The sequence below is a fragment of the Streptomyces sp. MS19 genome (assembly GCF_047200595.1).
Lineage (GTDB): Bacteria > Actinomycetota > Actinomycetes > Streptomycetales > Streptomycetaceae > Streptomyces.
Map to the genome: position 1 here is coordinate 208,636 of NZ_JBJZOH010000002.1, position 26,626 is coordinate 235,261.

28 protein-coding genes and 1 pseudogene are annotated in these 26,626 nt (G+C 72.0%); 17 read left to right on the plus strand and 12 right to left on the minus strand.

Features of this window, described 5'->3' with window-relative positions:
- Nucleotides 1-62 precede the first annotated feature (62 nt).
- The 3 genes from ACL02R_RS03485 to ACL02R_RS03495 are packed head-to-tail and all read left to right on the plus strand — an operon-like array spanning nt 63 to nt 4,227.
- A complete protein-coding gene (locus tag ACL02R_RS03485) occupies nt 63-2,879 on the plus strand; it encodes a LamG-like jellyroll fold domain-containing protein (protein ID WP_412795339.1) in 2,817 nt (938 codons plus the stop codon).
- The gene (locus ACL02R_RS03490) at nt 2,879-3,397 is read left to right on the plus strand and encodes a hypothetical protein (RefSeq protein ID WP_412795340.1); all 519 of its coding nucleotides are present in this window, start codon (nt 2,879-2,881) and stop codon (nt 3,395-3,397) included. Before ACL02R_RS03485 ends, ACL02R_RS03490 begins: the two co-directional genes overlap by 1 nt.
- Nucleotides 3,394-4,227 carry a glycosyltransferase family 2 protein gene (locus ACL02R_RS03495; RefSeq protein ID WP_412795341.1) on the plus strand — a complete coding sequence of 278 codons (834 nt, stop codon included), beginning with the start codon at nt 3,394-3,396 and terminating at the stop codon, nt 4,225-4,227. The genes ACL02R_RS03490 and ACL02R_RS03495 overlap by 4 nt, the downstream gene beginning before the upstream one ends.
- Before the next feature lie 282 nt (nt 4,228-4,509).
- On the opposite strand, the gene ACL02R_RS03500 is transcribed toward ACL02R_RS03495, so the two are convergent.
- From ACL02R_RS03500 to ACL02R_RS03510, 3 genes are all read right to left on the minus strand, one after another.
- Nucleotides 4,510-6,393: a hypothetical protein gene (locus ACL02R_RS03500; RefSeq protein WP_412795342.1), complete on the minus strand. Its 1,884-nt coding sequence runs from the start codon at nt 6,391-6,393 to the stop codon at nt 4,510-4,512.
- Between the two features lie 110 nt (nt 6,394-6,503).
- On the minus strand, nt 6,504-7,634 hold the full coding sequence (locus ACL02R_RS03505; protein ID WP_412795343.1) for a glycosyltransferase: 1,131 nt from the start codon (nt 7,632-7,634) through the stop codon (nt 6,504-6,506).
- A gap of 97 nt (nt 7,635-7,731) precedes the next feature.
- Nucleotides 7,732-8,103 (minus strand): DUF4267 domain-containing protein, encoded by a 372-nt coding sequence (locus ACL02R_RS03510; RefSeq protein ID WP_412795344.1) that lies wholly within the window; start codon nt 8,101-8,103, stop codon nt 7,732-7,734.
- A 132-nt stretch (nt 8,104-8,235) separates the two neighbouring features.
- On the opposite strand from ACL02R_RS03510, the gene ACL02R_RS03515 reads away from it, so the two are divergent.
- Nucleotides 8,236-8,823, plus strand: a complete 588-nt coding sequence (locus ACL02R_RS03515) for a TetR/AcrR family transcriptional regulator (protein ID WP_412795345.1) — start codon at nt 8,236-8,238, stop codon at nt 8,821-8,823.
- 98 nt (nt 8,824-8,921) lie between these two features.
- Here ACL02R_RS03515 and ACL02R_RS03520 read toward each other — a convergent pair whose 3' ends face one another.
- The 4 genes from ACL02R_RS03520 to ACL02R_RS03535 form a co-directional block, all read right to left on the minus strand.
- A complete protein-coding gene (locus ACL02R_RS03520) occupies nt 8,922-9,467 on the minus strand; it encodes a DUF5709 domain-containing protein (RefSeq protein WP_412795346.1) in 546 nt (181 codons plus the stop codon).
- A 48-nt stretch (nt 9,468-9,515) separates the two neighbouring features.
- The gene (locus tag ACL02R_RS03525; protein ID WP_412795347.1) at nt 9,516-10,457 is read right to left on the minus strand and encodes a Rieske 2Fe-2S domain-containing protein; all 942 of its coding nucleotides are present in this window, start codon (nt 10,455-10,457) and stop codon (nt 9,516-9,518) included.
- A gap of 121 nt (nt 10,458-10,578) precedes the next feature.
- The gene (locus ACL02R_RS03530; protein ID WP_412795348.1) at nt 10,579-13,053 is read right to left on the minus strand and encodes a PQQ-dependent sugar dehydrogenase; all 2,475 of its coding nucleotides are present in this window, start codon (nt 13,051-13,053) and stop codon (nt 10,579-10,581) included.
- A 51-nt stretch (nt 13,054-13,104) separates the two neighbouring features.
- On the minus strand, nt 13,105-14,850 hold the full coding sequence (locus ACL02R_RS03535; RefSeq protein ID WP_412795349.1) for a ThuA domain-containing protein: 1,746 nt from the start codon (nt 14,848-14,850) through the stop codon (nt 13,105-13,107).
- Nucleotides 14,851-15,124: 274 nt separating this feature from the next.
- Between ACL02R_RS03535 and ACL02R_RS03540 the strand changes: the two genes are divergently transcribed.
- From ACL02R_RS03540 to ACL02R_RS03550, 3 genes are read left to right on the plus strand one after another with little or no spacing between them, the layout of a single operon-like run.
- Nucleotides 15,125-15,451, plus strand: coding sequence for a hypothetical protein (locus ACL02R_RS03540; protein WP_412795350.1), 327 nt, complete (start codon nt 15,125-15,127; stop codon nt 15,449-15,451).
- Between the two features lie 8 nt (nt 15,452-15,459).
- Complete coding sequence (locus ACL02R_RS03545) at nt 15,460-17,574, plus strand: hypothetical protein (protein WP_412795351.1); 2,115 nt, start codon at nt 15,460-15,462, stop codon at nt 17,572-17,574.
- A gap of 7 nt (nt 17,575-17,581) precedes the next feature.
- Nucleotides 17,582-18,133: a hypothetical protein gene (locus ACL02R_RS03550; protein ID WP_412795352.1), complete on the plus strand. Its 552-nt coding sequence runs from the start codon at nt 17,582-17,584 to the stop codon at nt 18,131-18,133.
- 253 nt (nt 18,134-18,386) lie between these two features.
- Here the strand turns inward: ACL02R_RS03550 and ACL02R_RS03555 are convergent, their stop codons facing one another.
- The 4 genes from ACL02R_RS03555 to ACL02R_RS03570 form a co-directional block, all read right to left on the minus strand.
- Nucleotides 18,387-18,611 carry a DUF397 domain-containing protein gene (locus tag ACL02R_RS03555; protein ID WP_412795353.1) on the minus strand — a complete coding sequence of 75 codons (225 nt, stop codon included), beginning with the start codon at nt 18,609-18,611 and terminating at the stop codon, nt 18,387-18,389.
- Between the two features lie 92 nt (nt 18,612-18,703).
- The gene (locus tag ACL02R_RS03560; protein ID WP_412795354.1) at nt 18,704-18,931 is read right to left on the minus strand and encodes a DUF397 domain-containing protein; all 228 of its coding nucleotides are present in this window, start codon (nt 18,929-18,931) and stop codon (nt 18,704-18,706) included.
- 68 nt (nt 18,932-18,999) lie between these two features.
- Nucleotides 19,000-19,224, minus strand: coding sequence for a DUF397 domain-containing protein (locus ACL02R_RS03565; protein ID WP_412795355.1), 225 nt, complete (start codon nt 19,222-19,224; stop codon nt 19,000-19,002).
- The gene (locus tag ACL02R_RS03570; RefSeq protein WP_412795356.1) at nt 19,224-20,096 is read right to left on the minus strand and encodes a helix-turn-helix domain-containing protein; all 873 of its coding nucleotides are present in this window, start codon (nt 20,094-20,096) and stop codon (nt 19,224-19,226) included. The genes ACL02R_RS03565 and ACL02R_RS03570 overlap by 1 nt, the downstream gene beginning before the upstream one ends.
- Nucleotides 20,097-20,305: 209 nt before the next feature.
- Here ACL02R_RS03570 and ACL02R_RS03575 point away from each other — a divergent pair, with 209 nt between their 5' ends.
- The 10 genes and pseudogenes from ACL02R_RS03575 (at nt 20,306) to ACL02R_RS03620 (ending at nt 25,907) form a co-directional block, all read left to right on the plus strand.
- Entirely contained in the window at nt 20,306-20,734 is a 429-nt protein-coding gene (locus tag ACL02R_RS03575) for an ATP-binding protein (protein ID WP_412795357.1), read from the plus strand.
- On the plus strand, nt 20,731-20,865 hold the full coding sequence (locus tag ACL02R_RS03580; RefSeq protein ID WP_412795358.1) for a hypothetical protein: 135 nt from the start codon (nt 20,731-20,733) through the stop codon (nt 20,863-20,865). Before ACL02R_RS03575 ends, ACL02R_RS03580 begins: the two co-directional genes overlap by 4 nt.
- Nucleotides 20,862-21,665 (plus strand): hypothetical protein, encoded by an 804-nt coding sequence (locus ACL02R_RS03585; RefSeq protein WP_412795359.1) that lies wholly within the window; start codon nt 20,862-20,864, stop codon nt 21,663-21,665. Before ACL02R_RS03580 ends, ACL02R_RS03585 begins: the two co-directional genes overlap by 4 nt.
- Nucleotides 21,666-21,939: 274 nt before the next feature.
- Complete coding sequence (locus ACL02R_RS03590; protein ID WP_412795431.1) at nt 21,940-22,152, plus strand: putative ATP-grasp-modified RiPP; 213 nt, start codon at nt 21,940-21,942, stop codon at nt 22,150-22,152.
- Nucleotides 22,149-23,120 (plus strand): ATP-grasp ribosomal peptide maturase, encoded by a 972-nt coding sequence (tgmB, locus tag ACL02R_RS03595; RefSeq protein WP_412795360.1) that lies wholly within the window; start codon nt 22,149-22,151, stop codon nt 23,118-23,120. The genes ACL02R_RS03590 and tgmB overlap by 4 nt, the downstream gene beginning before the upstream one ends.
- Nucleotides 23,110-24,246: an ATP-grasp peptide maturase system methyltransferase gene (tgmC, locus tag ACL02R_RS03600; protein WP_412795361.1), complete on the plus strand. Its 1,137-nt coding sequence runs from the start codon at nt 23,110-23,112 to the stop codon at nt 24,244-24,246. The genes tgmB and tgmC overlap by 11 nt, the downstream gene beginning before the upstream one ends.
- 251 nt (nt 24,247-24,497) lie before the next feature.
- A complete protein-coding gene (locus tag ACL02R_RS03605; RefSeq protein WP_412795362.1) occupies nt 24,498-24,872 on the plus strand; it encodes an SH3 domain-containing protein in 375 nt (124 codons plus the stop codon).
- A 116-nt stretch (nt 24,873-24,988) separates the two neighbouring features.
- Nucleotides 24,989-25,369, plus strand: a complete 381-nt coding sequence (locus ACL02R_RS03610) for an SH3 domain-containing protein (protein WP_412795363.1) — start codon at nt 24,989-24,991, stop codon at nt 25,367-25,369.
- 174 nt (nt 25,370-25,543) lie between these two features.
- Nucleotides 25,544-25,720, plus strand: a pseudogene (locus ACL02R_RS03615) (VOC family protein); the annotation flags it as partial.
- 7 nt (nt 25,721-25,727) lie between these two features.
- Entirely contained in the window at nt 25,728-25,907 is a 180-nt protein-coding gene (locus ACL02R_RS03620) for a hypothetical protein (protein WP_412795364.1), read from the plus strand.
- A gap of 202 nt (nt 25,908-26,109) precedes the next feature.
- Here the strand turns inward: ACL02R_RS03620 and ACL02R_RS03625 are convergent, their stop codons facing one another.
- A complete protein-coding gene (locus ACL02R_RS03625; protein ID WP_412795365.1) occupies nt 26,110-26,607 on the minus strand; it encodes an FBP domain-containing protein in 498 nt (165 codons plus the stop codon).
- Between the last annotated feature and the right edge of the window lie 19 nt (nt 26,608-26,626).

The following is a 26,626-nucleotide window of genomic DNA, read 5'->3' on the forward strand; positions in this document are numbered from 1 at the left end:
GGGCCGGACGACGGGTGAGACGGGGCGGACAGGTGCGGGACAGGCACGGGATGGGTGAGGCCATGGCGGACGGAGGCGTGCCGATGGGCGCGTTGGCGGTACGGGCCCTGCGGGCGCGGCTGGGCGGGCGGCGGGCCCGCCGCGCGGTGGGGTACGGGGCGGTCGCCGCGCTGACGGCCGGGCTGCTGGTCGGCGCGGAGCCCGCGCCGGCCCCGGCGGAGGCGCTGACGCCGCCGCTGACCATGACGGCGGAGGACCTGCCGACCTGGCAGACGAACGGGATCGTGTACGCGCTGGCCGAGGCGGACGGGGTGGTGTACGCGGGCGGCACGTTCTCGACGATCCGCCCGCCCGGCGCCGAGGCCGGCACGCAGGAGACGGCGGTGGCCAACTTCGTCGCGCTCGACGCGGCGACGGGCGCGCCGGTCGAGGACTGCGACCTGTCGTTCACGGTCGGCTCCGGTACGGCGACGGTCCGCTCGCTGGCGGTCTCGCCGGACAGGTCGACCCTTTACGTGGGCGGCACGTTCGGCTCGGTGAACGGCGTCGGGGCGAGCAGCGTCGCGGCGTTCGACCTGCCGAGCTGCGCGCGCGTGCCGTTCCCGGTGGCGGCGAACGGCATCGTGCGCGCCATCGCGGCGAGCGGTGAACGGGTCTATCTGGGCGGCGACTTCACGCAGCTCAGCGGCCAGCCGCGGTCGCGCTTCGGCGCGGTGACGACGGCGGGTGCCGTCGTGGCGGGCTGGCGCGCCGACGCGGACGAGATCGGCAAGGCCGTCGCGCTCACCCCGGACGGCCAGAACGTGCTGCTTGGCGGCGACTTCTTCGAGGTGAACGGCGCCGACTCGCACGCCCTGGCCGTCGTCTCGGCGGCGACCGGCGCGAACGTCCGCACCTACCCGGAAGGCTTCATCGAGACGCGCTCGACCGTCCAGTCCATCGCGACGGACGGCACGAGCTTCTACACCGGCAACGAGGGCACGGGCGGCGGCGTGTTCGACGGACGCATCGCGCTGAGCCTCGACACGTTCCAGCAGCGCTGGCGCGACACCTGCCTGGGCGCGACGCAGAGCGTGACCGTGCACGGCGGGGTGCTCTACAGCGGGCACCACGCGCACGACTGCGCCAGCATGGGCGAGTTCCCCAACCAGGAGCGCTACCATCTGTTCGCGCAGGCGGTGACGGGCACGGCGAAGCTCGGCTGGTTCCCCAACACGAACGACGGGCTCGGCGAGGCGCTCGGCCCGCGCGTCCTGCTCCCGGTGACGGACCACCCGGACGACGAGCGGGACTTCCTGTGGGTCGGCGGCGGCTTCACGACGGTCAACGGCGTCGGCCAGTGGGGCCTCACGCGCTTCGCGACCGCCCCGGACACGGGCACCCCCTCGACGCCGGAGACGCATGTGGCGAGCCCGGCGGCGGGCCGCGTGGACGTGAGCTGGCGGGCGAGCCTCGACCTGGACGACAGCCTGCTGACGTACCGGGTCTACCGGGACAACGGGAGCACGCCGGTGCACACGGCGGAGGGCTCGTCGCTGCCGTGGGTGCGCCCGCAGCTGACCTGGACCGACCCGGCCGTGGCGGCCGGTGAGACGCACAGCTACCGCGTCACGGCGACCGACGGCGCGGGCAACGTCAGCGCGCTCTCGGCCCCCGTGTCGGTGACGGTGGCGAGCGGCGGGCAGGCGTACGCGGACGCGGTGCTGGCCGACGACCCGCTGCTGTACTGGCGGTTCGACGAGGCGGCGAACAACTACGCGTCCGACGCGTCCGGCAACGGCGCGAGCGGCGTGCACCGGGGCGGCCCCGAGCGCGGCGCGGTGCCCGCGGCCGTGCCGGGCGTGGGCGCGGCGTCGGTCGGGTACGACGGCACGGACGCGTACACGTACAGCGACGCGCGCCTGCCGGGCATGCAGCGGTTCACGATGGAGACGTGGTTCCGCACCACGACGACGCGCGGCGGCAAGCTGATGGGCCTCGGCAACCTGACGCTCCAGGACAGCGGCAACCGCGACCCGAACCTGTACATGCTCAACAACGGGCAGGTCACGTTCGGCATCATCAACGGCGCCAACCGCACGCTGACCACGCCGCGCCGCTACAACGACGGGCAGTGGCACCACGTCGCCGCCTCCGTCGGCAGCTCCGGCATGCGGCTGTACGTGGACGGCCAGCAGGTCAACTCCAACATCCTGTTCACGACGGCCCGTTCGGTCTCCGGCTACCTGCGCACCGGCGGCGACTCGCTGGCGAACTGGGCGAACCGGCCCACCAGCGACTACTTCGCCGGACAGCTCGACGAAACGGCCGTGTACCCCGCGCAGTTGTCGGCGTCCCGGGTGCAGGCGCACCACGCCGCCGCGTCCGTACCGGCCGACTCGGTGACGCAGCTGGGCGCGGTCGCGGACACGTACGTCAACGGCGCGGCGGCGAGCGCCAACCACGGGACGCACCAGCAGCTCGCGGTGCGCGGCACGCCCGCGTACGAGAGCTACCTCGCGTTCGACCTGCCGTCGGCCCCCGCCGGGCAGGTGCTGAAGGCGGCGTCGCTGCGTGTGCGCGTCAGCGGTGACGCGGTGGCGGGGTCACTGGACGACTTCACGGTGGTGCCGGTGGACGGCGCCTGGAGCGAGACCACGACCACGTGGACGACCAGACCGGCGCTCGGCACGACGGCGCTCGGCACGCTGTCCGCCCCCGACGCGCTGAACGGGACGTACACCGTGCCCCTGGAACTGAGTGCCGTGCGGGACGCATTGGGCGGGCAGTTCGACGTGGCGGTGACCGGCACGGGCGGCGACAGCCTGTGGCTCGGTGCCCGCGAGGCGTCGGCGACGGCGAGCCGGCCGCAGCTCCTCCTCACGTTCGGGGCGCCGTGATGCGGCGGCTGCTGCCCGCCCTGGCGATGGGCGCGGCGCTGCTGCTGACGGCGTGCGGCGGCGGCGGAGACGACAGTACGGACGGCGGGGAGCGCGCGGCGGGGTCAGCGGGCCCTTCCGCGTCCGCCTCCGAGGCCGCGCCCGAGCCCGCGCCGGACGGCGGCACGGACGAGAACGCGGGCGGGGAGGGGGACGGGGACGGGGACGGCACCGACGACACCGCCACCGCCGACACCCCTACCGTCCCCGACGACGAACTCGCGCCGCCCGGTGGGGAGTTCACCGAGGAGCAGCAGGAGTACCTGACCGACCGCGTGCCCGAGGGCGTGGACCCCGGCGCCATCCTGGACCTCGGCACCGAGGCGTGCGACCGCCTCGGCTACCTCCAGCGGCACGACCCCGCCTCCATCGAGGCGGCCGTCCGCGACGGGGAGATCCCCGGCGCCGAGGACGCGGTGGCGCACCTGTGCCCCGAGTACGCCGACCTGCTGCCCGACACGACCGGAGGTGAGGGATGACGCGCCTGCCGATCGTCGTGGCGATCCCGACGAAGGACGAGGCGGCGAACATCGCGGACGCCGTCCGCTCCGTCGCCGCCCACTTCACGGCCGTCGTGGTCGTGGACTCGGACAGCGCGGACGACACCCGCGCGCTCGCGAAGGCCGAGGGCGCCGAGGTCGTCCCGTACACCTGGGACGGGAAGTACCCGAAGAAGAAGCAGTGGATACTCGACCACGTACGCCGCGACACGGACTGGGTGCTCTTCCTCGACGGCGACGAGACCGTCAGCGGTGAACTCCTCGCCGAGCTGCGGCGGATCTTCCTGGACGGGCGGACGGTGCGCCCGGCCGCGTTCGACATCCCGCTCGGCTACTGGTTCGGGGGCCGCAGGCTGCGGCACGGGCACACCATCGTGAAGCGCGCGCTGGTGGACCGCACCCGCGTCCGCTTCCCCGAGCCGGACGACCTGGCCGCGCCGGGCATGGGCGAGCAGGAGGGGCACTACCAGCCGCTGGCGGACCCGGTGTTCCGGCTGCGGGCGCCCATCGAGCACCGCGACCTGGACCCGGTGCGCACCTGGTTCGACCGGCACAACCGGTACTCGGACTGGGAGGCGTGGCTGGAGACGCGCCCGGAGGTGCGGGAGGAGATCAGGACGGCGAAGACGCGGCAGGGGCAACTGTTCCACCGCGCGCCGCTGAAGCCGCTGCTGTCGTTCGGCTGGGCGTACGTCGCACGCCGCGGCTTCCTCGACGGCCGCGCCGGGCTCGACTACGCGCTGGCGATGAGTTTCTACCGCTGGCAGATCGGCGTGAAGACCAGGGAGTTGCGCCGCGACGACACCTGACCGGCAGGACGGGGGGCGCGGCACCGGACAGACCACCGCGCCCCCGAAACCGTCCGCGTGCACGGCGCCGGCGGGTCGGCGTGTAGTACGCGCGGAGTACGGCGGAGGATCCGCTGCATCCGCTGGTGCTACGGCCGCCGCTGGAGTGGGGCGCCGTGGCGTGGGTGCGGTCGTGGCCGGAACAGGCGGTGGTGCCGGTGGTGGCGTGCGCGCTGTCGGCGGCGCTGGCGCCGCCGCCCGGGAGGGGGCGGCGGCGCGGCGGTGAGGGGGGCGGCGGGGCCGTCACGCGTCGGTGCCGCCGGGACCGCCCGGCAGCAGCGACTGGTCCTCGGTCGTGTAGGTGCACCAGGTGTAGATGTAATCCGGCTCGAAGACCTCCGTCTCGGCGAGCGTGCTGGCGCCGGTTTCCGGGGCTCGGTGGAGGAAGTGGTAGGAGCCCGAGGGGAGTTCGAGGGTCGTGCTCGGGTAGTCGATGTCCTCGGCGCACGTTTCGTCGTCGTCGGTGACGCTCGGGTAGTAGTCGCACGAGGCGCAGGCGTCGATGGTCCTGCTGCCGGTGCGGGGCCCGGTCCACAGGAGTTCGAGCGGGTCGGGCGAGTCGTTGAAGATCTCGACCTCGATCGTGGCCCCGCCCGCGCCGGAGCCCGGCCGCGGCGGCAGGTCCTCGCCCGCCGCCGGCAGATCGACGGCGATCTGGGCGGCGATCAGGACGTCACCCGCGTAGTCCGCCTCCTCGTGGTCGGGTGCCACGTCGAGAAGTTCGCGCAGCGTCTCCTCCGAGTCCGCGAAGTCGCCGTCGCGGAACTGCGCCGTGCCGCACGCCCACAGCCCGTCCGGCACCGGCTCCTCGCCCTCGGCCGCCATGCGCGGGAACTCCTCGCCCGGCAGCTCGGCGAACAGCGCGTTGTAGTCCCGCAGCCGGCCGAGCGAGCCGCACGGGTCGTCGCCCTCGACGCCCTCGATCGCGGCGTTCCGCATGCCGCCCAGCTCGTCCGGCAGGCCGGTGGCGAACGGCGAGTCCGCGTGGTCGCGCAGCAGTTCGGTGAACGGGACCTCGGCGCCGTCGATGTCGCGCTGCGACGTGAGCCGCAGCCCGCAGCCGTGCAGCGGCTCCGGCAGGGCGTCGGTGGCGCGGGCGGACAGGCGCCGCGTCTCCGGGTCGTCGCCGGTGTCGTCCGGCAGGTCGCGGAAGAAGCGCAGTGGCGCGAGGGCGCGGCAGTGGTCGGTCTCCGCCGCCCCGTCCGCGCCGTCCGCCGGGGCGGTGGCGCGCTCGTACAGGGCGTCGAGGCGGTCGGGCACCTCGGCGGCGGCGTCGGTGTCCGGGTACGCGTCGCGCACGCCCAGGTAGTCCGTGACGGCCGACCGGTAGCGGTCCTCCGACTCGCCGAACGGATCGGCGGCGGCCCGTTCGACCAGTTCGTCGGTCGCGGTCAGGCGGTCCTGGAGGTCGCTCTCCAGCGCGCGCCGCTGCGCGTCCCCGAAGAAGACGACGGCGCCCGCCGGGATCGCCAGCAGCAGCACACCGGCGACGACCGGCGCGAGCAGCGGGCGGCGTTCGGGACCGGCCGGGCGCGCCAGCCGCCAGGCGTCGGCGGCGAGGAGCAGCACCCCGGCGGCGTACAGCGCGGCCCACCGCCCGGACACGCCGTCGGCCGTCACCGGGAGGGCCATCGCGAGGAGGGCGGCGGTCAGCAGGAGGCTGGGCAGGACATGCCACCAGCGGCGCAGGTAGAGGTGGCCGAGGCCGAGGCCGCTGAGGTTGAGCAGCGCGGCCGTGAGGGCGAGGCGCTGGTCGCGCGGCGGGCGCGGGGCGGGCGGTGGGGGCGGGGGCGGCGGCAGGTGGGCGCCGAAGCCGCCGCCGTACTCGACGGGGCCGATGCCGTGGCCGCCGGGCGGCGGTGGCGCGTACGGCGGCGGGCCGAAGGCGCCGGGGGGTGGGGCGTCGGCCGGTATCTCGGCCCTGGCTGCCGGGAGTTGGGCTGCCGGGAGTTGGGCGGTGGGCGGAGTCGCCGGGAACTCGGCCGTGGGTGGCTCGGGCGGCGGCGCGGGAGGCGGGTCGGGGAGACCGGCGTACCCGGCGCGTGGGTCCACCCGGGGCCGTGGGGGCACGCCTGCACGCTCCTGCCCGGCGTCGCCGCCCGGCACTTCGTCTTCGTGGTCGGTCATCCGGGTCTCCTCGTCCGTTCACCGGCCGGGGGCCTGCGCCCCCCGCGCACATGGGAAAGCTGAGAGTAACGGTCGCGGGCACAGGTCCGCCGCGCGGGGTGCCCGAGTGGTCACGCCCGGGTACCGAGGACGCGCGCGTAGACCGAGCGGAGCGTGTCGAGGACGGCGTCCAGGGTGAACTCGTCCCTGACGAGGCGCCAGGCGGCGAGCGACGCGGCCTCCTGGGCGGCCGGTTCGAGCAGGTCGAGGACGGCGCGCCCGATCGCCCCGGGCGCGGGGACGACGCGCCCCGCGCCGGCGCGCGCGACGTCGGGCGCGAGCCCGGTGCCCTCCCGGATCACGACGGGCGTGCCGACGGACATCGCCTCAAGCACCGAGACGGAGAACGCGTCCTGGCTCGACGGGAGGACGAACACGTCGGCGGCGCGCAGCGCTGCGAGCACGGCGGGGCCGTCCAGCGCGCCGGGGTGGTGGAGTGCGGCACGTACGCCGAGCCGGTCGGCGAGGGCCAGCGTGCCGTCCAGGGCGCCGGTGTCGGGGCCGGCGAGGACGAAGCGGGTGTCGGGGCGTTCGGCCAGGATCTCGGGCATGGCGCGTACGAAGTCCTCGGGGCGCTTGCCGGCTTGGACGCGTGCCAGGTACAGCACGGTGGGCGGGCCCGGCGGCCGGGGGCGGCGCGCCTGCGCGGGGACGCCGTTGACCAGCCGGTACTGCGGCGCGATGGGGCGGGGCGCGAGGACGGCGGCGGTCTCGTGGCGTTCCCGTTCGGTGAGGTGGAGCACGGCGTCGGCGCGGTGGAGGACGCGGCGTATGCCCAGGGCGTCCACCAGGCGGGCGACACGGTTGTCGGTCGGGTCGATCATGCCGTGGGTCTGGAGGACCAGGGGGGTGCCCGCCTGGAGGGCGAGCAGGGCGATGGGGAGGGTGATGAGGTCCCGCATCAGGTGGACGTGCACGATGTCGGCGGAGCGGACGAACGACCAGGCGCGGGCGAGCAGTGCGGGCGATGTGATGCCGCTGACCTCGAAGCGCGGCAGCACGTGCCGGGCGGGGAACAGCCGTACGGGCACCCCGTCCACCCTGCGCGGCAGCGGCCCGGCGGGGAATCCGTCCCCCAGCGCGACGAGGACAGCGTGCTCGCCCCGGGCGTTCAACTCCCTGCACTGGTGGAACGCCACCCGTGTCGGGCCGCCGAACTCGTGTGTCGGCGTGTGCAATGTGACGACGTGCATGACCCGCATCCCGCGCGCCCCTCCCCCGGCCACCTGCGTCAAACACTAGGGGATGACAGGCGGGCGGCGGGGGCGAACGGGCCGAGTCGCATGGCGCGTTGAGGCGTCAGGACAGGATCAGGACGAGCGAGACGGCCGCCATGACCGCGGCGGTGGCGGCGTGGATGCCGTACGCGGCGGCCTTCGGGCCCTTCGCGCCGAGGACGACGCCCGCGTCTCCCCACGGGGTGAAGGTCGAGGCGAGCGTCAGCCAGCCGAGGAGGACGTCGTCGCCGTGGAGCAGTCCGACGAGGAGGACGAGGCCCGAGGTGATGTCGCGGACGCCCTTGATGTTCGCCCAGGGCCGGGGGGCGCCGTGGGCGGCGGGCAGGCCGAAGTCCGCGCCGGCGCGCTCCGGCTGGACGAGGAAACGTATGCCGATGCCGATGATCCCGACGGCGACGACGGCGACGAGGACGAGGGAGATGGTGGTGAGCACGGTGGTTCCTCAGGGTCAGGGGCTGACATGACGGGCGCACTGTCGGCGACAGGTGAATGAGCGCCGCTAGCGAACGAGGGAGACGCTAGCACTAGCGGGACAAGTCTGTCTAGCGCTGCTAGGGTCGAGAGCATGACTACCAGCACACGCCGCGCCCGGGAGCGCGCACAGCGTCATCAGCTGATCATCACGGCCGCCCGCGAGCTGGCCGAGACCGAGGGCTGGGAGGCCGTCACCACCCGGCGGCTCGCGGAACGCGTCGAGTACAGCCAGCCCGTCCTCTACAGCCACTTCGGCGGCAAGGAGGGGATCGTCCGCGCCGTCGCCCTGGAGGGGTTCACGGAGCTGGCCGTCACGCTCCGGCGCGCCGGGGAGGCCGTCCCCGCCCGGGGCCCCGCGCCCGTCACCCGCGCGCTGCGGGCGGTGGGGGGCGCGTACCGGGACTTCGCCGAGCGGCACCCGGCGCTCTACCAGGCCATGTTCGTCATGCCCACGGACCTGGTGTTCGCCCACGAGGAGACGCCGCCGCCGCTGCGCGACTGCTTCGACGCGTTCACGGCCGTGTTCGCCCCGGCCGACCCACGGCGGGCGGCACTGGCCGAGGCGGCGTGGGCGTCGCTGCACGGCCTGACGGTGCTCGCGGCGAACGGCAGGATGCCCGTGGCGTACCAGGCCGAACGGATCGACCTGCTGGTGACGCGGCTCACCGCCGGCGCCTGACCGGTGCCGGACACGGCGGCTGCCGGGCCCCTGCGCGGAACCCGGCAGCCATGGACCGGACGGACCGGCGGATCACACCCGGAGGGGGGCGCGCCCCGTCACAGGTCCTCCGCGTCCGGGTCGCCCGCCGTGTCGACGTCCGTGTCCTCGTCGATGTCGGCGATGTGCATCGCCGCCTCCTCCGCCCCGGCCGCGCCGCCGTCGATGCCGACGTCCAGCGCCGTCACGTCGTCGGGCCGCACAGGGCGCGCCCCCTCCGGCGCCGAGTCGAAGCCCGAGTTGGCCGCCGGGTCCATGTCGGACGCGACGAGGCGGCCCGAGCGGTCCTCGCCCGCCTCGCCGTCCGCCACCGGCTCGCCCCAGGCGTCCGGCTGGTCCCCGATGCCGTCCCCCGGCGGGGACTGGACGTCGGGGACCTCCTCGGACAGCCGCTGGTCCAGCGTCTCGCCGTCCTCCTGCTCGCGGGCGGTCAGGCCGTGGCCGGTCACCGCGAGGGGCTTCTCGGGCGGCGAGTAGCCCTCGTCGAGCACCTCGTCGAGGCCGGGCTCGTCCAGGGAGTTCTCCAGGTCACCGGTGTAGGTGGGGTCGTCCCGGTCGGTGCTCTCGGTCGGCTGGTACACGTCGTCGCCCATCGGGTCGGACATGGCGGCCTCCTCGGTGTGTCGCGGTCGTTCCGGTGGGCGGGTACCCGCTCAGCCGTTCTTCCTCGCATGCTCGGGGAAACGGGCCTCCACCCGGCCGTCGACCACCCGCGTCTCGAACACCGGCTGCGGCGCGGTCGCGGGCCCCTGCACGTTCCACCCGTCGTCCAGCCGGAACGTGCTGCCGTGCCAGGGGCAGACCACGCAGCCCTCCGCGACCGCGCCCTCGGACAGCGGACCCGCCATGTGCGAGCAGCGGTCCGCCAGGACGCGCACGGGGCCGCCCGCCTCGCGCACCACCAGCACCGCGATGTCGCCCACCTCCGCCTTCACGGCCCGGCCGACCGGCAGGTCCGACAGCATGGCGATCGCGTGCCACTCGGAGTCGGCCAGCGCGGGGACCTGCTCGGCGTGGTTCGCGCCGGACGCCTGCCGGTAGGCGAGGTGCCCGCCCAGCGCGCCGCCGGCGGAGACGAGCGCCAGACCCGCGAAGCCGTACGCCTTGCCCGCCATGCGGCGGCCCCGCAGCCGCTTCCACAGGGACGTCGTGTACAGCGCGAGCGCGCCCGTGTTGGCGAGCGCGTGGACGAGGCCGACGCGCATCTGCGGCTTGCGCAGGTCGGCCCAGTCGGTCCAGCCCGTCAGCGCGGCGGGCGCGGCGGCGGCCGTGCCGAGCGCGATCAGCAGCCACGCGCCGCGCCGCGTGCCCTTGCCCGGCAGCATGTCGAGGACGGCGGCGGAGGTCCACGTCCCCATGGGCAGCTGCACGAGCACGGGGTGCGCGGGGTGCCCCAGCGGCTTGCCGTGGAGGATGTCCCGCAGGTCGGCCGGCATGGTGTGGACGGCGCGCCGCAGCGGGCCGAGCAGCGGGTCGGCGGCGGTGGACGCCTCGATGCGGTCCACGGCCGCCAGGACGCGCCCGGGGCGGTCGGGCTCGGGCAGCAGGGAGCGGAACGTCGCCGCGACATCTGGGATCTTGTCCGAAAAGGCCATGCCTCCCGGTTCCACGTCCGCCCGATCCGAAACGGGCCCGGTGCCGCGTATCGCCCGAAAGGCGCCCGTACGGACGCGGGGCGGCGGCGCCCCTGGGTGGGGCGCCGCCTCGTTCCGGCGTCTAGGGCGTGCTGACGCCGGGACCGGTGAAGGTGTAGCTGTCCAGGTCGAGGATCGCGCCGGAGCCGCCGGTGAAGACGACGTACAGGTCGCGCGGCGCGTCGTCTGCGTTCGTCACCGGGACGTCGATCTGGGCGTAGCTCTCCCAGCCGCCGGTGTCGGGGACGGTCACGCGGGCGACGACCGGGCCTGTCGTCGAGTCGTAGCGGAACGTGGCGACGTTCCCCGCCTTGTCGGACGAGACGCGGGCGGACAGGCCCGTGACGCCCTGGAGGCTCACCTGGTGGTAGCGGACCCACTCGCCGTCCTGCACGTCGCCGAGCCGCCGGCCGCCCTCCGCGCCGGACGCGGTGATGATCTGCGGGCCCGACAGCTGCTCGAAGTGCTCGGCCTGCCAGCGCTTGGGCCACAGGGTCAGCTCGGTCTCGCCGGTCAGGGGCGCGCTGCCCGGCGCGCCCTCGTCGGCGTAGGAGGCGCGGATCACGTAGAACTGCGTCGCGTCGAGGCCGGAGTGGATCGGGCCGGTGTCGAACGTGGTGGCGCAGCCGTCGCCCTGGGCGACCTCGTGCGCGTGCTCCTGGTGGCCGAGCGCGACGCGGACGACGACGTCGGAGCAGTCGACGGGGCCGTCCTGCGGGTCGGTCGCCGACGCGGTGACGGTGACGTCCTCCTCCCACTCGTAGACGCCGCCCGCCGGCGGGGCGGAGAGGGTGAGGGCGGGGCGGTCGTTGCCGACGACGACCGGGACGGTGGCGGTGCCGGTGCGGCCCGTGCCGTCGCTGACCGTCAGGCGGGCCTGGAAGCTGCCGTTGCCCGTGTAGGTGAACGAGGGGTTCGCCGCCGTCGAGTCGGTGGTGCCGTCGTCGGTGAAGTCCCAGGCGTAGCTGAGGGGATCACCGTCCGGGTCGCTGCTGCCCGCGCTGGAGAAGCGGACGGTCAGCGGCGCGAGGCCGTTGTCGCGGTCCACCGAGGCGAGGGCGGTGGGGGTGCGGCCGCCCTGCACGTAGTTGATCTTGTAGAGGCCGGCGTCCTCGGCACCGGAGAAGTAGCCGCTGCCGTACTCCAGCAGGTAGAGCGACCCGTCGGGGCCGAACTCCATGTCGATGGGGTGGACGAGGTTCATCCCGGCGAGGACGGACTCGATCGCGCTGGGCGCGCCGTTCACCGGGTCGCCGCCCTCGAACTGCACCTCCTTGATCCAGTTGCGGCAGTACTCGGAGATCAGCAGCGTGTTGTCGTAGTACGCGGGCCACTTGACGTCGGAGGCCAGGTCGGGGTCGTAGTGGTAGACCTCGGCGTGGTTCGGGGAGCCGCAGCCGCCGGGGCTGTCGAGTTCGGGCCACTCGACGCTGCCGCCGTGCTGCTCCCACACCAGCGCGCCCTGGGTGGGCGGGAGTTGCTGGAGACCGGTGTTGTTCGGCGAGTCGTTGACCGGGCCCGTGGAACCGCCGCAGGGGAACCAGCCGCGCGGCTGGTCGGCGGCGAAGTCCCAGTCGTTGTACGCGGTGTTGGGGCCGCCGCAGTAGGGCCAGCCGAAGTTGCCGGGGCCGGTGGCGCGGTTGAACTCGTCGTACGCGGCCGGGCCGCGCGCCGGGATGGTCGCGCCCGCGTCGGGGCCGACCTCGCCCCAGTACAGGGTGTCGTCGGCCTGCTCGTCCACGAAGACGCGGTACGGGTTGCGCAGGCCCATCACGTAGATCTCGGGGCGGGTGTTCGCCGTGCCCGGGGCGAAGAGGTTGCCGGACGGGATGGTGTAGGTGCCGTTGTCCTCGGGGTGGATGCGGTTGATCTTGCCGCGCAGGTCGTTGGTGTTGCCGGACGTGCGCTGGGCGTCGTACTGCGGGTGGCGGCCGGGGCGTTCGTCGATGGGCGCCATGCCCTGCGCGTCACCGCCGGAGTTGGTGTTGTCGCCGACCGCGAAGTAGAGGTTGCCGTCGCTGTCCCAGTCCATCGACCCGGCGGAGTGGCAGCACAGGTCGCGCTCGGTCGGCCACTCGATGATCATGTCCTCGCTGGAGCTGGCGATCGTGTTGGTGGCGTCGTCGAACGTGAAGCGGGAGATACGGTTCACCAGCGGCGTCGAGGCGGGCGAGTAGAAGAGGAACACCCAGCCGTTCGCCTCGAAGTCCGGGTGCAGCGTGATGCCGATCAGGCCGTCCTCGAAGCGCGCGTCGAGCGGCAGGGTGAGCGCGACGGTGGTCGAGCGCGTGGCCGGGTCGTACACCCGGACCTGGCCGCCGGCGGCGCTGGTGCCGCGGTTGATGTAGAGGACCTTCTGGTCGGGTGTGACGGCGAGTTCGATGGGCTCGCCCATGCCGAGGCCGCCGTCGAGACGTACCTTCTCGAAGGCGCTCGCCGGGGGCGGCGCGGCGGGGGCGGGGTCCGCCTGCGGGGCGGCGCCCGAGGCGCTGGGCGCGAGGAGCAGGGCGGACAGGGTCAGCAGTGCGGTGAGCAGTGCCAGGGCGCGCGAGAGCACGGCACCTCCAAGGGCCGGTCGCGAGTGGGGGGTCGGGGTGGTGCCGGTGTCTCAGTGGCCGAACACGTTGAGGTCCCAGAGGGAGTAGCCCCACTGGGTGGCCCGCTGGGTGCCGGTGACGCGCACGTGGCGGGCCTCGGCCGTCACGGCGATGTCGTCGAGGCCGCCGTCGCCCGAGGTGGTGGCGTACGCCTCGTCCCAGGTGACGCCGTCCACGGAGGTCTCGACGGTGTACGAACGGGCGTGCGCCGTCTCCCAGTTGAGCCGTACGCGGTCCAGCGTGCGCACCGAGCCGAGGTCCACGGCGATGGACTGCGGGTCGGTGTACGCGCTGCTCCAGCGGGTGGCCGGGTCGCCGTCCACGGCGTTCGCGCCGGTGTGGCCGCTGCCGGGCTCGACGCTGGAGACGGTGACGGGACGGTTCCTGGCCAGGTCGGTGACGGGGGTGTCGCCGTCCTGGCGGATGCGGATGTTGCGATAGTTGATGTCCATGCCGTCGCCGTCGTTCTGGACGCCGATGTGGCCGAGCGCGATGTCGCGGGTGCTGGTGTAGGCGTTGACCTGGACGCCGTTGAGGTGGACCTCGACGTCGCGGCCGTGGACCGTGATCTCGTAACTGTTCCAGCTGCCCGGCGGGTTGAGCGCCGCGTCACGGACGGCCGGGTCGGGCGCGGAGAAGCTGTAGACGCTGCCGGTGGTGCGGGACGGGTCGGCGTCGGTGGCGTCGATCTGGATCTCGTGGCCCTGGTCCACCGGAAGCCAGGGGTCGCCCTGCGGGTCGGGGAAGCCGATGAAGACGCCGCCGTTGTCGTCGCCCGGCATCATCCAGTCGACCTTCAGCGAGTAGTCGGAGAACGGCGTCACCGGGTACCACAGCAGCCCCATGCCGCCGAACGACGTCAGCGTGCCGTCCGCCAGCGTGAACCCGCCGGGGCCCGCCTGCTCCCAGGCGTCGAGACTGGCCTGCGTGCCGTCGAACAGGGCCGTGTAGCCGTTCTCCGGGCGGCAGTCGGCGGGGCTGGCGCCGGACGCGATGCGGATGCCGCCGAGCAGCATGGCGGTGAACGCCGGGTCGGCGTAGGACTCCTCGGTGTGGCCGAGGCCGGTGTACCAGGCGCGGCCGCCCGCGTAGTCGTGGCACCAGGTGATGGGGTGGTCCTCGCCCATGGCGCCGCCGTCGTACGTGGACTCGTCCAGGCTGGCCAGGACCTTCACGTCCGCGCGGGGGTTGGTGCGGTAGTCGTACCACTCGTCGGTGCGGGTCCAGCGCTCCGGCAGGTGCTGTGTCGAGGCGTTGGCGCGGTCCTCGACGTGGACGGTCGCCTCCTGCGTCGCCGGGTGGGAGGCGAAGTACGCGCCGACGAGGCCGCCGTACCAGGGCCAGTCGTACTCGGTGTCGGCGGCGGCGTGGACGCCGACGTAGCCGCCGCCGTCCGCGATGTACGCCTCGAACGCGTCCTGTTGGGCGCTGTCGAGGACATCGCCCGTGGTGGAGAGCCACACGACGGCCTGGTAGCGGGCGAGGTTGGCCGTGGTGAAGGCGGCGGGGTCCTCGGTGGCGGTGACGGCGAACCCGTTCTCGTCACCCAGCTGTTCGATGGCGGCGACCCCGGCCTCGATGGACGAGTGCCGGAAACCGGTGGTCCTGGAGAACACCAGGACATCGGTCGGCTCGGCTTCGGCCTCCGGCGCCGGGGCGGGGGCGGGGGCGGGGGCGGCCGTGGCGGTGAGCGTGCCGCCGAGGGCCAGCGCCGCCCCGAGCAGGGCGGCGGACAACTTCCTGGATCGTCTGTGCACGTGCGTCCTCCGTGACTTCGCACAGGCGCGCGCCGCCGCACCGGGTGGGGGGAGACCGGACGCGGGCCGAGGAGCGCGAGGGGGGAGGCCGTGCGCCGGACATCAAGCGGATACAGCAGGAACGTAGCGGCGTTCGACCGGATTGGACACCCATCCGGCAGAAATCGATCGAACATTGTCTCTGCACGAGACAAAGCGCATGCCCGCTCCCTCGGCTACGGTAGGTCCCGACGCATCACCGGAGAGCACGCGCGCGAGCCATGGGGGGATCGCCATGCCATCACCGAGGGAGCCCGACCTGTCCGTCCAGGAGACGGAGCTCGCACCGATCAGGGAGGACGCGCACCGGCTCGGCCGCATCGCCACCGAGGGCGGCCAGGCGGCGGGCAGCACGTACGACGCCGTCGCCGACCTGCGCGCCGCGGGACTCGCCAGCGGCGACGCGCTGCACCACGCCATGTGGCGCTTCACGCAGCAGTCGCTCGCCCTCTCACGCGACTGCGACCGCATCGCCGGGCACCTGACGACCACCGTCGCGTCGAACACCGGCCTCGAACAGGGCATCGTCACCGGCCTCAACTCCGCCATCACGGCGCTGTGAGGGACGGCATGGCGACCTACGAGCAGCTCTACGGCATGGCGTTCGGCAACCTGGACGCGGCCGTCACCGACTGGCAGCGCACCACAGAGGACCTGGACACCCTCGCCGAGGAGGCCCGCGACGGACTGCGCGCCAGAACGGCGGCGGCCGACTGGGCCGGGCTGAACGCGGACGTCTCACGCCAGTTCGTCTACACGACGGTGACGCAGTTCGCGTACGCCCACAGCCAGGCCCGCGCGATCCACGCCATCCTGCGCGACCTCCGCGACGAACAGCTCACCTGCCGGCGGCAGTTGCACGAACTGGAGGCGGGCGCGGCGGCGGAGGGCGTGTACATCCAGGCGAACGGCACGGTGATCCCGCGCCAGGACGGCCCGTACAGCACCGAGTACCTGGAGGGGACCGGCGGGCGGCAGGCCCTCCTCGGCGCGGACGGACCGACGGCGGCCGCCGTGGAGGAGATGACCGCCCGTATCGCGGAGATCCTGGGCAGATCCGAGGACGCCGACACCACGGCGGCCCGCGCGCTGCGGGAGATCGTCGGCGAGGACCGCGACACGTTCCAGCCCGCCGGGCCCGCGGGCATGGAGAACGCGGAGCAACGCCAGGGCGAGGCCGACGCGCGCGAGGCACTGCGCCTCATCGAGTCCGGCGACTACGAGACGCCGGAGGGCGCCGCCCGCCTGAACGACCTGCTCGAAACCCACCACGACAACGAGCACTTCGCCGTCGACCTCGCCACCGGCCTCGGCGCCGAGGGCACGCTGTCCTTCTGGGCGGACGCCCGGATCAACGACCACACCGGCGGCACACCGCCGAGCGACGCGTACACGCGCACCATCCAGGAGATGCAGGAGAACCTCGGCATCACCCTGGGAACCGCCACCCGCGCCGACGACCCCCGGATGGCCGAGTGGGAGGAGCGGGTCGTCGCCCTGGGCCTCCACGACATGGCGCCCGCCGACCAGGCCCACCCGCTCTACGGCTTCCAGGTCATGAGCGACCTGATGCAGCACGGCGACTACGACGACGGCTTCCTCACCACGTACGGGGACGCGCTCCTCGAAACGGACCGCAACCTCGCCGACGGCACCGACTTCTGGGTACCGGACGCCCGTACGCACTTCGTGGGCGACGACTTCAGGTCCGATCCGGTGACCGGCTTCCTGACCGGCCTCAGCGCCAGCCCCGACGCGGCGACGGCGTTCTTCACGGCCGAGGAGGAGAACGACCACGCCACCTACCTGATCAGGGAGCGCCACTACCCCGACATGGCCGGCGAGGTCACCGACGACCGCGACCGCATCGCCCTCGGCGCCCTCGGCGACGCGCTGTACGCAGGAGCGACCGGCATGGACCCCAACGACCCCACGGCGGAACGCGGCGACCACACACCCGAACAGGAAGCGGTCCTCCACCACGTACTGGAGGTCGAATCCGGCGCGAAGAACGACCTCCCCCCAGAACTCCGCGAACCCACCGCCCGCCTCCTCGGCGACTACCGCACAGAGGTCTTCGAAACCGCTCGCAACCCGGCGGGCAGCGGCCTCCCGCTGGACGCCGAACACCTCGCCGTGGTGACAGCCCAGATCTCCCGGACCCCCGAGGCGTACGAAACTCTTCAGGGGGCGATGGCGGTCGAATTCATGGAACGCATCCACGCCGACACCTCAGGCGACCCTAGCCGCGTCCTCGACGACATCGGCTGGGCAGCGGGCTTCCTCGACCAGGGCCGCTTCGCAGCCCTGGAGATCGACAAGGCCAACTCCTCCTGGGCGGGCCAGCAGGCCTACGACATCGGCGGCTACCTGATCGGCGAAATCCCCTGGGTCGGCTCAACACTCCAAACGAGCATGGACCAACTCCTCGGCGCATGGACTCAGCATCAGGAGCAGGCCGTGAGCGGAGGACTCGACCAAAGCCGCACGGAGTATTACAACCAGGACAACACCTACCTCAACGAACTGGCGAACCAATGGGCGCGCCTGAACCCGGATCCACAGGAGTCGGGCGCCACGGAGTGGCAGACCCAGATCCAGCAGGCCATCCGGACTGGAGCCCTGAGCGCGGACACGGAGGCCCGCGAACTGCTGATCGCCGCAGGCGTCATCCAGAGAGAGTGAGAGCGCGTTGAAGAAGGCTGTGGGCTACGCCCTGGGCGTAGTCGGGCTCGGAGTCGTGGCGTACGCGGGAGTCGAGCTGATCCGAGATCCCGCCTCGTACGCCGCCCCGGAGGCGATGTGCGGGCTGACGGCACCTTCGTCGCTCGACCCCCTGCTGCCCGATGGCGACGACCTTGAACAGCGGGACGCAGCCACGCCCAATGCGGCCGGCGTCGTGTGGTCATGCCAGTTCCGCGTCGATCGCGAGAATGTGCTGACGGCGGTGGTGACGCAGCGGACGATGGACACGACCGTGGCCGAGAGGTACCGGGAATTCCAGCCGACCTACGGCTTCACAGGTTCCGAGACAACCCTCGACGACGAACCGGCCGTCCTCGGACGGAACGGCTCACTGGTCCAGATCCCCTGCCCCGGGCGCGGCGACGACGCGTCCCTTGAGGTCAATGTGCGCTACTACGCCGGAGGCGGCGACGACGCCGAGGAGGACGAACGCAACGTCGCGACGTTCACCGAGGATCTCATCCAGCTCAACAGCGACGAGTACGGCTGCCGGCTGTAAGTAGCCGCCCTCCGGCATGGCGACTCGCTTAGGGAACGCCGACCGCCCCTCGGCGGGTGCGTCCGCCAGGGACGGCACCACGGTGGGCGCGGGCGGTCGGCGCGGTGCCACGGCCAGAGCGGAGCGTGCCTCTGCCGCAATTCACCTTTAGGCGAATCTGGGGGCGACCTTGCCGATGTCGTAGACCGTCCCCAATGCGGTGATCAGCCGCAATCCGCTCCAGGCGCTTCGGCTACGCCGAGCAGGAAGCCGGTCAGAGGTTGTCGAAGTCGCCGAGGGCCATACCGCCCCTGAAAGCCGCCCACTCACCGGCCGTGAAGCACAGATGCGGGTGATCCGGATTCTTCGAGTCACGGACAGCCACACCGCCATCAGGAAGGGAAGCGAGTTCGAAGCACTGGCCGTTGTCCGCCGTGAGGCTGCTCTTTTGCCAGGTCAGCGACGCGGGAGCAATCGCGTAGAGACGCTGCTTGTCCATGGCGTCATCATCCTCCGCCTCAACGCCGGCGCCGCCAGAGAGCCGTTGCACACGGCCCCCGCACAGGAAGGCGCGAGGGCCGGTGTCAGGCGTCAGGAGGTGTGGTCGAAGATCCCCGTGCGCGCCGCCGCGATGAAAGCGGTCCACGCGGCGGGAGACATGCGAGCCGTCCCGGCGAGACGGTCCTTCGTGTCCCGCACCGCGACGTCGGGCACGGCTGCAAGAGCTACTTCCACACAGTTGCCATTGCTCACCGTGAAGCTGCTCGTGCGCCACACGGGCTGGACGGAGAGAGCAGCAGTGTCATCGAATCGCGGCACGTCGACCAACTCCTCTTACAACATCGAACCGAGTCAGCAGCACGCGAGCCCTTGCATTCAGTGAGACCTCAGAGGTTGTCGAAGTCGCCGAGGGCCATGCCGCCCTTGAAAGCCGCCCACTCACCGGCCGTGAAGCACAGATGCGGGTGGTCAGGGTTCTTCGAGTCACGGACAGCCACACCGCCGTCAGGAAGGGGAGCGAGTTCGAAACACTCGCCATTGTTCGCCGTGAGGCTGCTCTTCTGCCAGACCAACGTGGTGGAGTCGACCGTGTACAACTCCTGCTTTTCCATCAGTCTTTCCTGTTCTTGATGCGTGCCACCAGATCACGCGTCTCGCCGGGAGAGAAGGCCGAGCCTGTCAAACTCCGGAACAACCTGTGCAGTCGGCGAAGCTCGCGGGGGTCGTCCATGGTCAGGCTACCAGCGACTGACTCGCTGAAGGCGACGTCAGGCACATCCCCTGGAAAGGTAAAAATACGGAATGCAGCGATCTGGCAGCCTTCTGCGCCCTTGGAGTAGGGGATGGCTTGCAGGCGCACGCCGGGGTGCTCGGAGACATCAAGCAGATGGTCAAGCTGCGCACGGTGCGCCGCTCGGCCGCCGACGGCGAAGTTCAGCGCTGCCTCGGTAATGATGTAGTGGCACTGCAAAGGCTGATCCGTCTCGAACAGCTGTCGCCGCTGCCTCACCATGCGGACTTCGACCAGGCCGTCCACCTGATCCGGGCCGAGAGAGGCGAAGCCGACCTCCGTCACCGCTCGCGCGTAGTCCTCCGTCTGCAACAGCCCCGGGATGATGCCGACCTGGCACTCGAAGACGCTCTCCGCAGCGTCTTCGAAGGCGATGACCTGCTCGTAGCTCGACGTGATGAATTCCCGGTACTTCACCCACCAGGGTGAACGTCGCCTGGTGGAGGCGGCCTGGAGCTGGGCCAGTTCTTCACGCTGGTCGGCGGGCACTCCGTAGAGGTCCATCAACTTGCCCAACAGCTCTTGCGAGCATGGCCGCTTGCCGTTCTCGATACGGCTGAGAAGCGAGTCGTCGCAGCCCAGCGCATCAGCCACCTCCGCCAAGGTGCCGCAGTGCACCTCATCGCGGAACCGGCGCAGCGCCCGCCCCAGAGTCACCCGCGACATGAGCACCGTGCTGGCACCGTTGGTCATGCTTCCTCCCCTTACCCAGTGACGCTTCGAGGCTATTCGCCACGCACGGCCGTCAACCCGAGTCCCTTGCCTGTCAATTGACTCCGCAGGCGACTTGACGCGGCCTCGTCCGCGGTGCACTTTAGTCAGGTAACGCCGAGTGCGGCAAACGCGACTATGCGTACAACTGTGCTCGTCGCCTGTCATGGGCTTGTGGCCTGGGAGGTGTGATGACGGTTCCGGTTCGGTTCGCCGAGAAACAGCACTACGTGTACGCGTGGGACTTACTCGCCACTGCTCGTGGGATCGAGACGTGGCGGTGGACGCTGGCCCTCGTGCTGCGGTCGTGGGGAGTGACCGAAGCCGCCGTCGAGGTCGCGCGGATGGGGATCAGCGAACTCCTCGCGAACGTCGTGCGGCACGTGGACGACCCCCGTTGCCGGCTGTCGGCGGTGCTCGACGGCGCGCGGGTCAGGGTGCTGGTGGAGGACCGTTCGCCGTGTGTGCCGAAGTTCGTGGAACCCGCCTGGGACGCCGAGGCCGGCCGTGGCCTCTGGATGCTGAGCGCCATGTGCCAGGACTTCGGCTGCGAGCCGGAGACCGGCGGCAAGACGATGTGGTTCAGCGTTCCCGTCAACCCGGCGGAGGACGTGGCGTGAGGCGGGCGTACGGGCGGCTCGGGTTCGTCCTCGGGCTCGTGTCGGTCGTCGGCGGCGGGCTGTGGCTCGGCGGCGCACCGCTGGTCCTGTGGATCACACGAGCGATCGGTGAACCGGGGGACGGCGTATGACCGTTCATCCGGGAAGCGGCCCGTACCCCGTGCCGGGAGACGGTTCCGGCTGGGTCGTCGGCGCGTGCTGGCTGTGGTGCGGGCACCGCGTCACGCTGGTCGTCCGGCTGGGGACCGTCTTCACCGACGTTCCGCCCGACGAGGCCCCGCTGTACGCCTGCGGGCCGTGCACGGAACGGCTGCACGCGGCGGTCGCCGACCACACCGACGCCACCGCGCACCTCCCCCTCGACGGCGACGGGCGCGCCGTACCGCTGTACGTCACCCCCGGGGCCCCGGAGCCCCGGGGTGTCCGGCCGCGCCGGGACCGGCCGCACCGTACGCCCCGCACCGTCATCGGCCGCCGCTGGCAACGGGTGGTGGACGGGGACGACCCGGACCCGTCCATACCGGCAACGACCCGAGTGAGTGACCGAGTTGGCAGTCCGGGCCGGAAGCCCGGCAGACAGAGAGGACTACGGCCGATGCCGTACCGCGACCGCACGAATCCCCCGTCCCCGCGCCGGGGCGCCACGAACGGCCCGGCCGTCGCCGCCGTGGGCGCCGCCCTCGGTCTGGCGGCGCTGTACGTACCGCGCGCCCGTACGCGGCAGGGCATCCGGCGGCTGGTGGGGCTGGCGGACGAGAGCTGGTACTGGTTCCAGCGCGGACTGCTCGCCTGGCTGGACGAGGACCCCGCCAGGCCCAGGGAGGTCGAACACCGCCCGCCGCCCGGGATCAGGCGGGTGTCCGAGGAGGAGCTGGCCCGCCGCATCTTCGCCCCGGACAACGGCAGCGGCAACGACCACGCCGCCGACTGAGCCCCACCCACCAACGTGCCCCGGGCGATCCGGCAGCAGCGGGACGGACGGACACCCCCACGCGGGGGAAGGCAAGTCGCTCTTCACGACCAGCACATGGCTGACGACGCGGACGCCCGGTCCCACGTCGTCCGGCGGCCCCCGGCCGGTTCCGCCCGGGGGCCGGCTCTTTCTGGCAGCGGGTAGCCATGGGGTGACATGCTGTCCCCACAGTCGTCAGCAGTTCATGGAGAAGGACATGGTCATGGGATCGGTTCCGTGGGGCGTGACTCGTATGAGGCCCTTTCCCGAAGCGGTAGTGCTTCCCTCTGTCGAGGTCATCCTGGACCCCGCGACGCAGACAGGGCGTTGGATCGCCCCGGACGGCGGGGATCTGCCGCTCACCGGCAAACACAAAAGGTCGGAGACGAGCAAGGAGACCGCGACCAAGACAAGTCCGGACGGCACTCCGGACCAGGGGACCGACCAGGAAGGCGACACGGATTGACGCCGGAGGGCTCCGTCCTCGTCGTCTCCCGGCCGGACGACGTGACCGCCGACAGCGTCATCGAGGAGCTGAACCGGCGACGGGTCCATGTCATACGGCTGGACCCGGGGGACTTCCCCGCGGACATCACCGTGACGGCCCGCTTGGACGAACACGGCATGCGGGGGCGCGCGCGGACACAGACGCGCGTCGCCCTGCTCGACGGCATCCGTTCCGTTTACTGGCGGCGGCCTCGGTCTTACGCGGCTCCCGCAGGCATGGGGGAGCAGGACAGCCGCTGGTGCAGGGAAGAGGCCCGCTACGGTCTCGGGGGAATTCTCGCTTCGCTGCCCGGGGCCCACTACGTGAACCATCCCTGGCGGAACAGGGACGCCGAATACAAGCCCGCCCAGCTCGCCACCGCCGCTCGTTGCGGGCTCGACTTTCCTCCGACGCTCCTGACCAACGACGAGAAAGCAGTCAGAGAGTTCCTGCGTGAGCATGGCCCGGTCATTTACAAGCCTCTGCGGAGCACGGACTACCAGGACGCCGGGAACCGTGCGCTCACGGTGTGGGTCGAGGAAGTCGCGCCCGACCAGCTGCACAGCGGCGTGAGCCAGACGATGCATCTGTTCCAGAAGCGTGTGCACTCGGTCGCCGATCTCCGCGTGACGGTCGCGGGTGACGACGTGTTCACCGTCCGGATCGAGGGCTCGCCCGGGATCGACTGGCGACGGCACTACGACTCGTTGACGTATTCGTTGATCGAAACCCCGCCGCATGTGCGGAAAGGCGTGCGGCAGTACATGGATGCCTTCGGGCTCGTCTTCGGCGCATTCGACTTCGGCGTGGGGCGGGACGGCCGTATCTGGCTGTACGAGTGCAACCCGAACGGGCAGTTCGCCTGGTTCCCCGAACCGATCACCGGCGCGATCGTCGCGTCGCTCGCCGATCAGCTCCAGCACGCAGGAGGACGCCATGCATCTTGATCCCGTTACGCTGCGACACGCCCTCGCCGAGGAGATCGCCACCGCGCGTCAGTCCCTCGACCCCGCATGGCGTGATGCCGTCGCGGCCGTCCCCCGCGAGCTGTTCCTCGGCCCCGCCGCCTTCCGCGCGGCCGGAGCCGATTGGCTGCCTGTGCGCAGGGACGAGATCGGTGCGGACGAATGGCTCCGGATGACCTACGCGGACCGGACCTGGGTCACCCAGGTCGAGGGCAAGGACGCCACCGACGCCGACGGCCCCGTGTCCGGCAGTCCCACCTCCTCCGCCACGCTGCCGTCCCTGGTGGTGCGTACGGCCGAGGTCGCCGGGCTCCGCCCAGGTCAACGGGTCCTCGAAGTGGGCACCGGGACGGGCTACTCCACCGCGCTCCTGTGTCAACGGCTCGGCTCGGGGAACGTCGTCAGCATCGAGTACGACCCTGGCCTCGCGGCAAGTGCCGCCGCACACCTTGCAAGCGCCGGGTACGCACCGACACTCGCGTGCGGGGACGGTCTGCGCGGGTGCCCGGAACACGCCGACTATGACGCGATCATCGCTACCTGTTCCGTCCGCACCATCCCGCCCTCGTGGTTCTGGCAGTTGAACGGCGGTGGATCGATCACCACCACGGTCAGCGGCTGGATGCTCGCCTCCGGAATGATCCGCCTCGTCCTGGACGACGAGGGGACCGGCCATGGACGGTTCACCGAGGACACCGTGACATACATGCTCGCCCGCCCCCACGAACGGCCCCCGACACCCGTCTTCTTCCGGCTTGAAGGAGACCGCCGCCGTACCCGTGTCGACCCCGGGCTGCTGGAGAACTGGGCGGGCCGGTTCGTCGCCCAGCTCGCGGCGCCCTCGGCCCAGTTGATGACCACCGGCTCCGGAGTCGTCCTGCGTGACGTGGCGACCGGCTCACAGGCATGGACGGAACCGGACGGTGACGGTTGGGCGGTGCAGCAGCACGGGCCGTTGCCGCTGTGGGATCAGGTGGAACGGGCCCTGCTGCTGTGGCAGGACGTGGGAGCCCCGGCGCTGACGGAGTTCGGCATGACCGCCACCCCTTTCGAGCAGATGGTCTGGATCGGCTCGCCGGAAGGGCCGCGCTGGCGGCTGCCGGTCTGACCGTCACCTGACCGCAACCGTACGATCCCGTCTCGTGCCCACCCCCGCGCCGGCCCGGGATCAGGCGGGTGTCCGAGGAGGAGCTGGCCCGCCGCATCTTCGCCCCGGACAACGGCGAAGACGGGGCGGACGGCCGTTACCGCTAACCGGCAACAACGGGCAACACGCGGCGGCCGACGGGTGGTTCATGCGGCCCTAGAGTGACACGGCTCGCCAGAGCCCCTGTCGTCCGACCGCTTCCGAGGGATCGCATGAAGTCATCGCGCACGAAGCTCGCCGCCGCCGTCCTCCCCCTCGCCTTCGCCGCCACCAGCCTCGTGGCGGCTCCCACCGCCACGGCGACAGAGTCCGCCACCTGCACCCACCCGGCGTGGAGCAACAAGGATTCCGACACCGGACGTCTCAAGTCGTCCGAACTCCTCGCGCCGATCCACACCGGCCCCAACGCGGGCTGCCGGATCACCGCGGACATCCTCCACGGCGACGTCGTCTACTACCACTGCTTCGTCAACAACTCGTCCGGCAACTCCTGGACCCACGTGCGTGTCCGTATCGACGTCTACGACTTCAACGGCTGGGTCTGGGACGAGTACCTGGCCGACAACGGCGCCACCCACCGCTGCTGACGCCCTGCCACCATGCGGCACAGGCAGCGGCCGGACGCCCGCCGCGCAGCGCAGGTGTGCCCAGGTGACGTGACCGGTCACCGGGTCACCTTGCCGCAGGCACCCCGAGGAGCCCGATGAAGTCCGCCCGAACGAAGTTCACCGCCGCCGTCCTCCCCCTGGCCTTCACGGCCGCCACCCTCGTGGCCGCCCCCGCCGCCACGGCCGGCGAGTCCGGCGCCGAAGCCTGCACCCACCCGGCATGGAGCAGCAAGGACTCCGACACCGGACGCCTCAAGTCGTCCAAGTGGTCGGCGCCGATCCACACCGGCCCCAACGCGGGCTGCCCGGTCACCCAGGACATCATCCAGAGCGATGTCATCTACTACCACTGCTACGCGGTCAACTCCGCGGGCAACACCTGGACCCACGTACGCGTGCATGTCGGTGGCTCCGACTACAGCGGCTGGGTCTGGGACGACTACCTGAACGACAACGGCTCCGACTTCCACTGCTGACGCCGCGCCCCGCGGTGGCGTCGGCCGGATCGGCGGGCGACTCCTGGACCCGCGTACGTCTCCACGGCGGCGCCCTCGGGAAGCGCCAAGAGCCCGGAGCACCCGGGCGCGAGCCGGGGCCGGGACCCGCACCTCATCGGCCACGGCATGCGCGGCTTGTCAGGCGGGCAGCCACTTGAGGACAGCATCCCGGCCGCCTCGTTCGCCGTGGCCGACGTGCGGGCCGAGCACCAACGGCTGCGCGGGCTCGGCGTGCGGTTCACGCGGGAGCCGCGGGAGGCGGGCCCGGTCACCACGGCCGAGTCCGACGACACCTGCGGGAACCTGACCCAGATCGTCCACGCGCCGTAGCCCATGGGTGCCGGAGCACATCCCTCACCCGGCACCGCCGTTGCTTCTTCCAGGAAACAAACAGTTCACCATCCGTTTCCCAAATCAAGCAACAAAAAGCAACACTTTCGCTTTAGCCGCCACGGACATCAACGGCTGGATCTGGGACTACAACCTGAACAACGGCGGCTCCACCAAGCTCTGCTGACCCCGCCCTCCCCCGGCCCGCCGCGTTCAGTGCCGCGGCGGGCCGGGGGCGCGGGACGAGGAGGAGGGGCGGCCGGAGGCGATCCAGCGGTTCTCGAAGACGTCGGGCGCGACGGCGGCGAGCGTGGCCGACACCGTCAGGTGTCCCCCTGAGGCGGGACATGCTCACGCCTGACGGCCCCGGGATCATCAGCCAGGGCCGCTCACGCCGTCACGCGGCCGATGAACGTGTCGAGGTTGCGCAGCGTGCGCGCGATCTTCTCCTCGGTGGGCAGCGTCTCCTCCAGGGTCCGGCCGACCGTCGTGTCGCGGATGCCGCGGATGTAGAGCGAGCAGGCCAGGTCGGAGCAGAAGTACTGGCCGACCGTGTTGCCCTGCCGCCCGGCGCCGCCGGTGCGGCGGGCGGACATCAGCACGACGCCACCGCCGCTGTGCGTCGTCAGGCACAGCGCGCACATGCTGCGGGACGTGAAGCCGCGCGCGGCCCCCGTGACCGTGCGCAGGGAGAGGCCGAGGAGGCCGTTCGCGTGCTCGGTGACGAGGTACGCGCGCCCGGGTGCGCCGGGGTCGCGCCAGCCCAGGAAGTCCAGGTCGTCCCAGGGCGTCGTGTCCAGGTCGGCCGGAAGGCCGAGGCGCTTGGCCTCGCCTTTGGAACAGTTGACGAACGACGTGCGGATGTCCGTCTCGGTCAGGGGTCTCATGTTTCCGAGGCTAACGCGC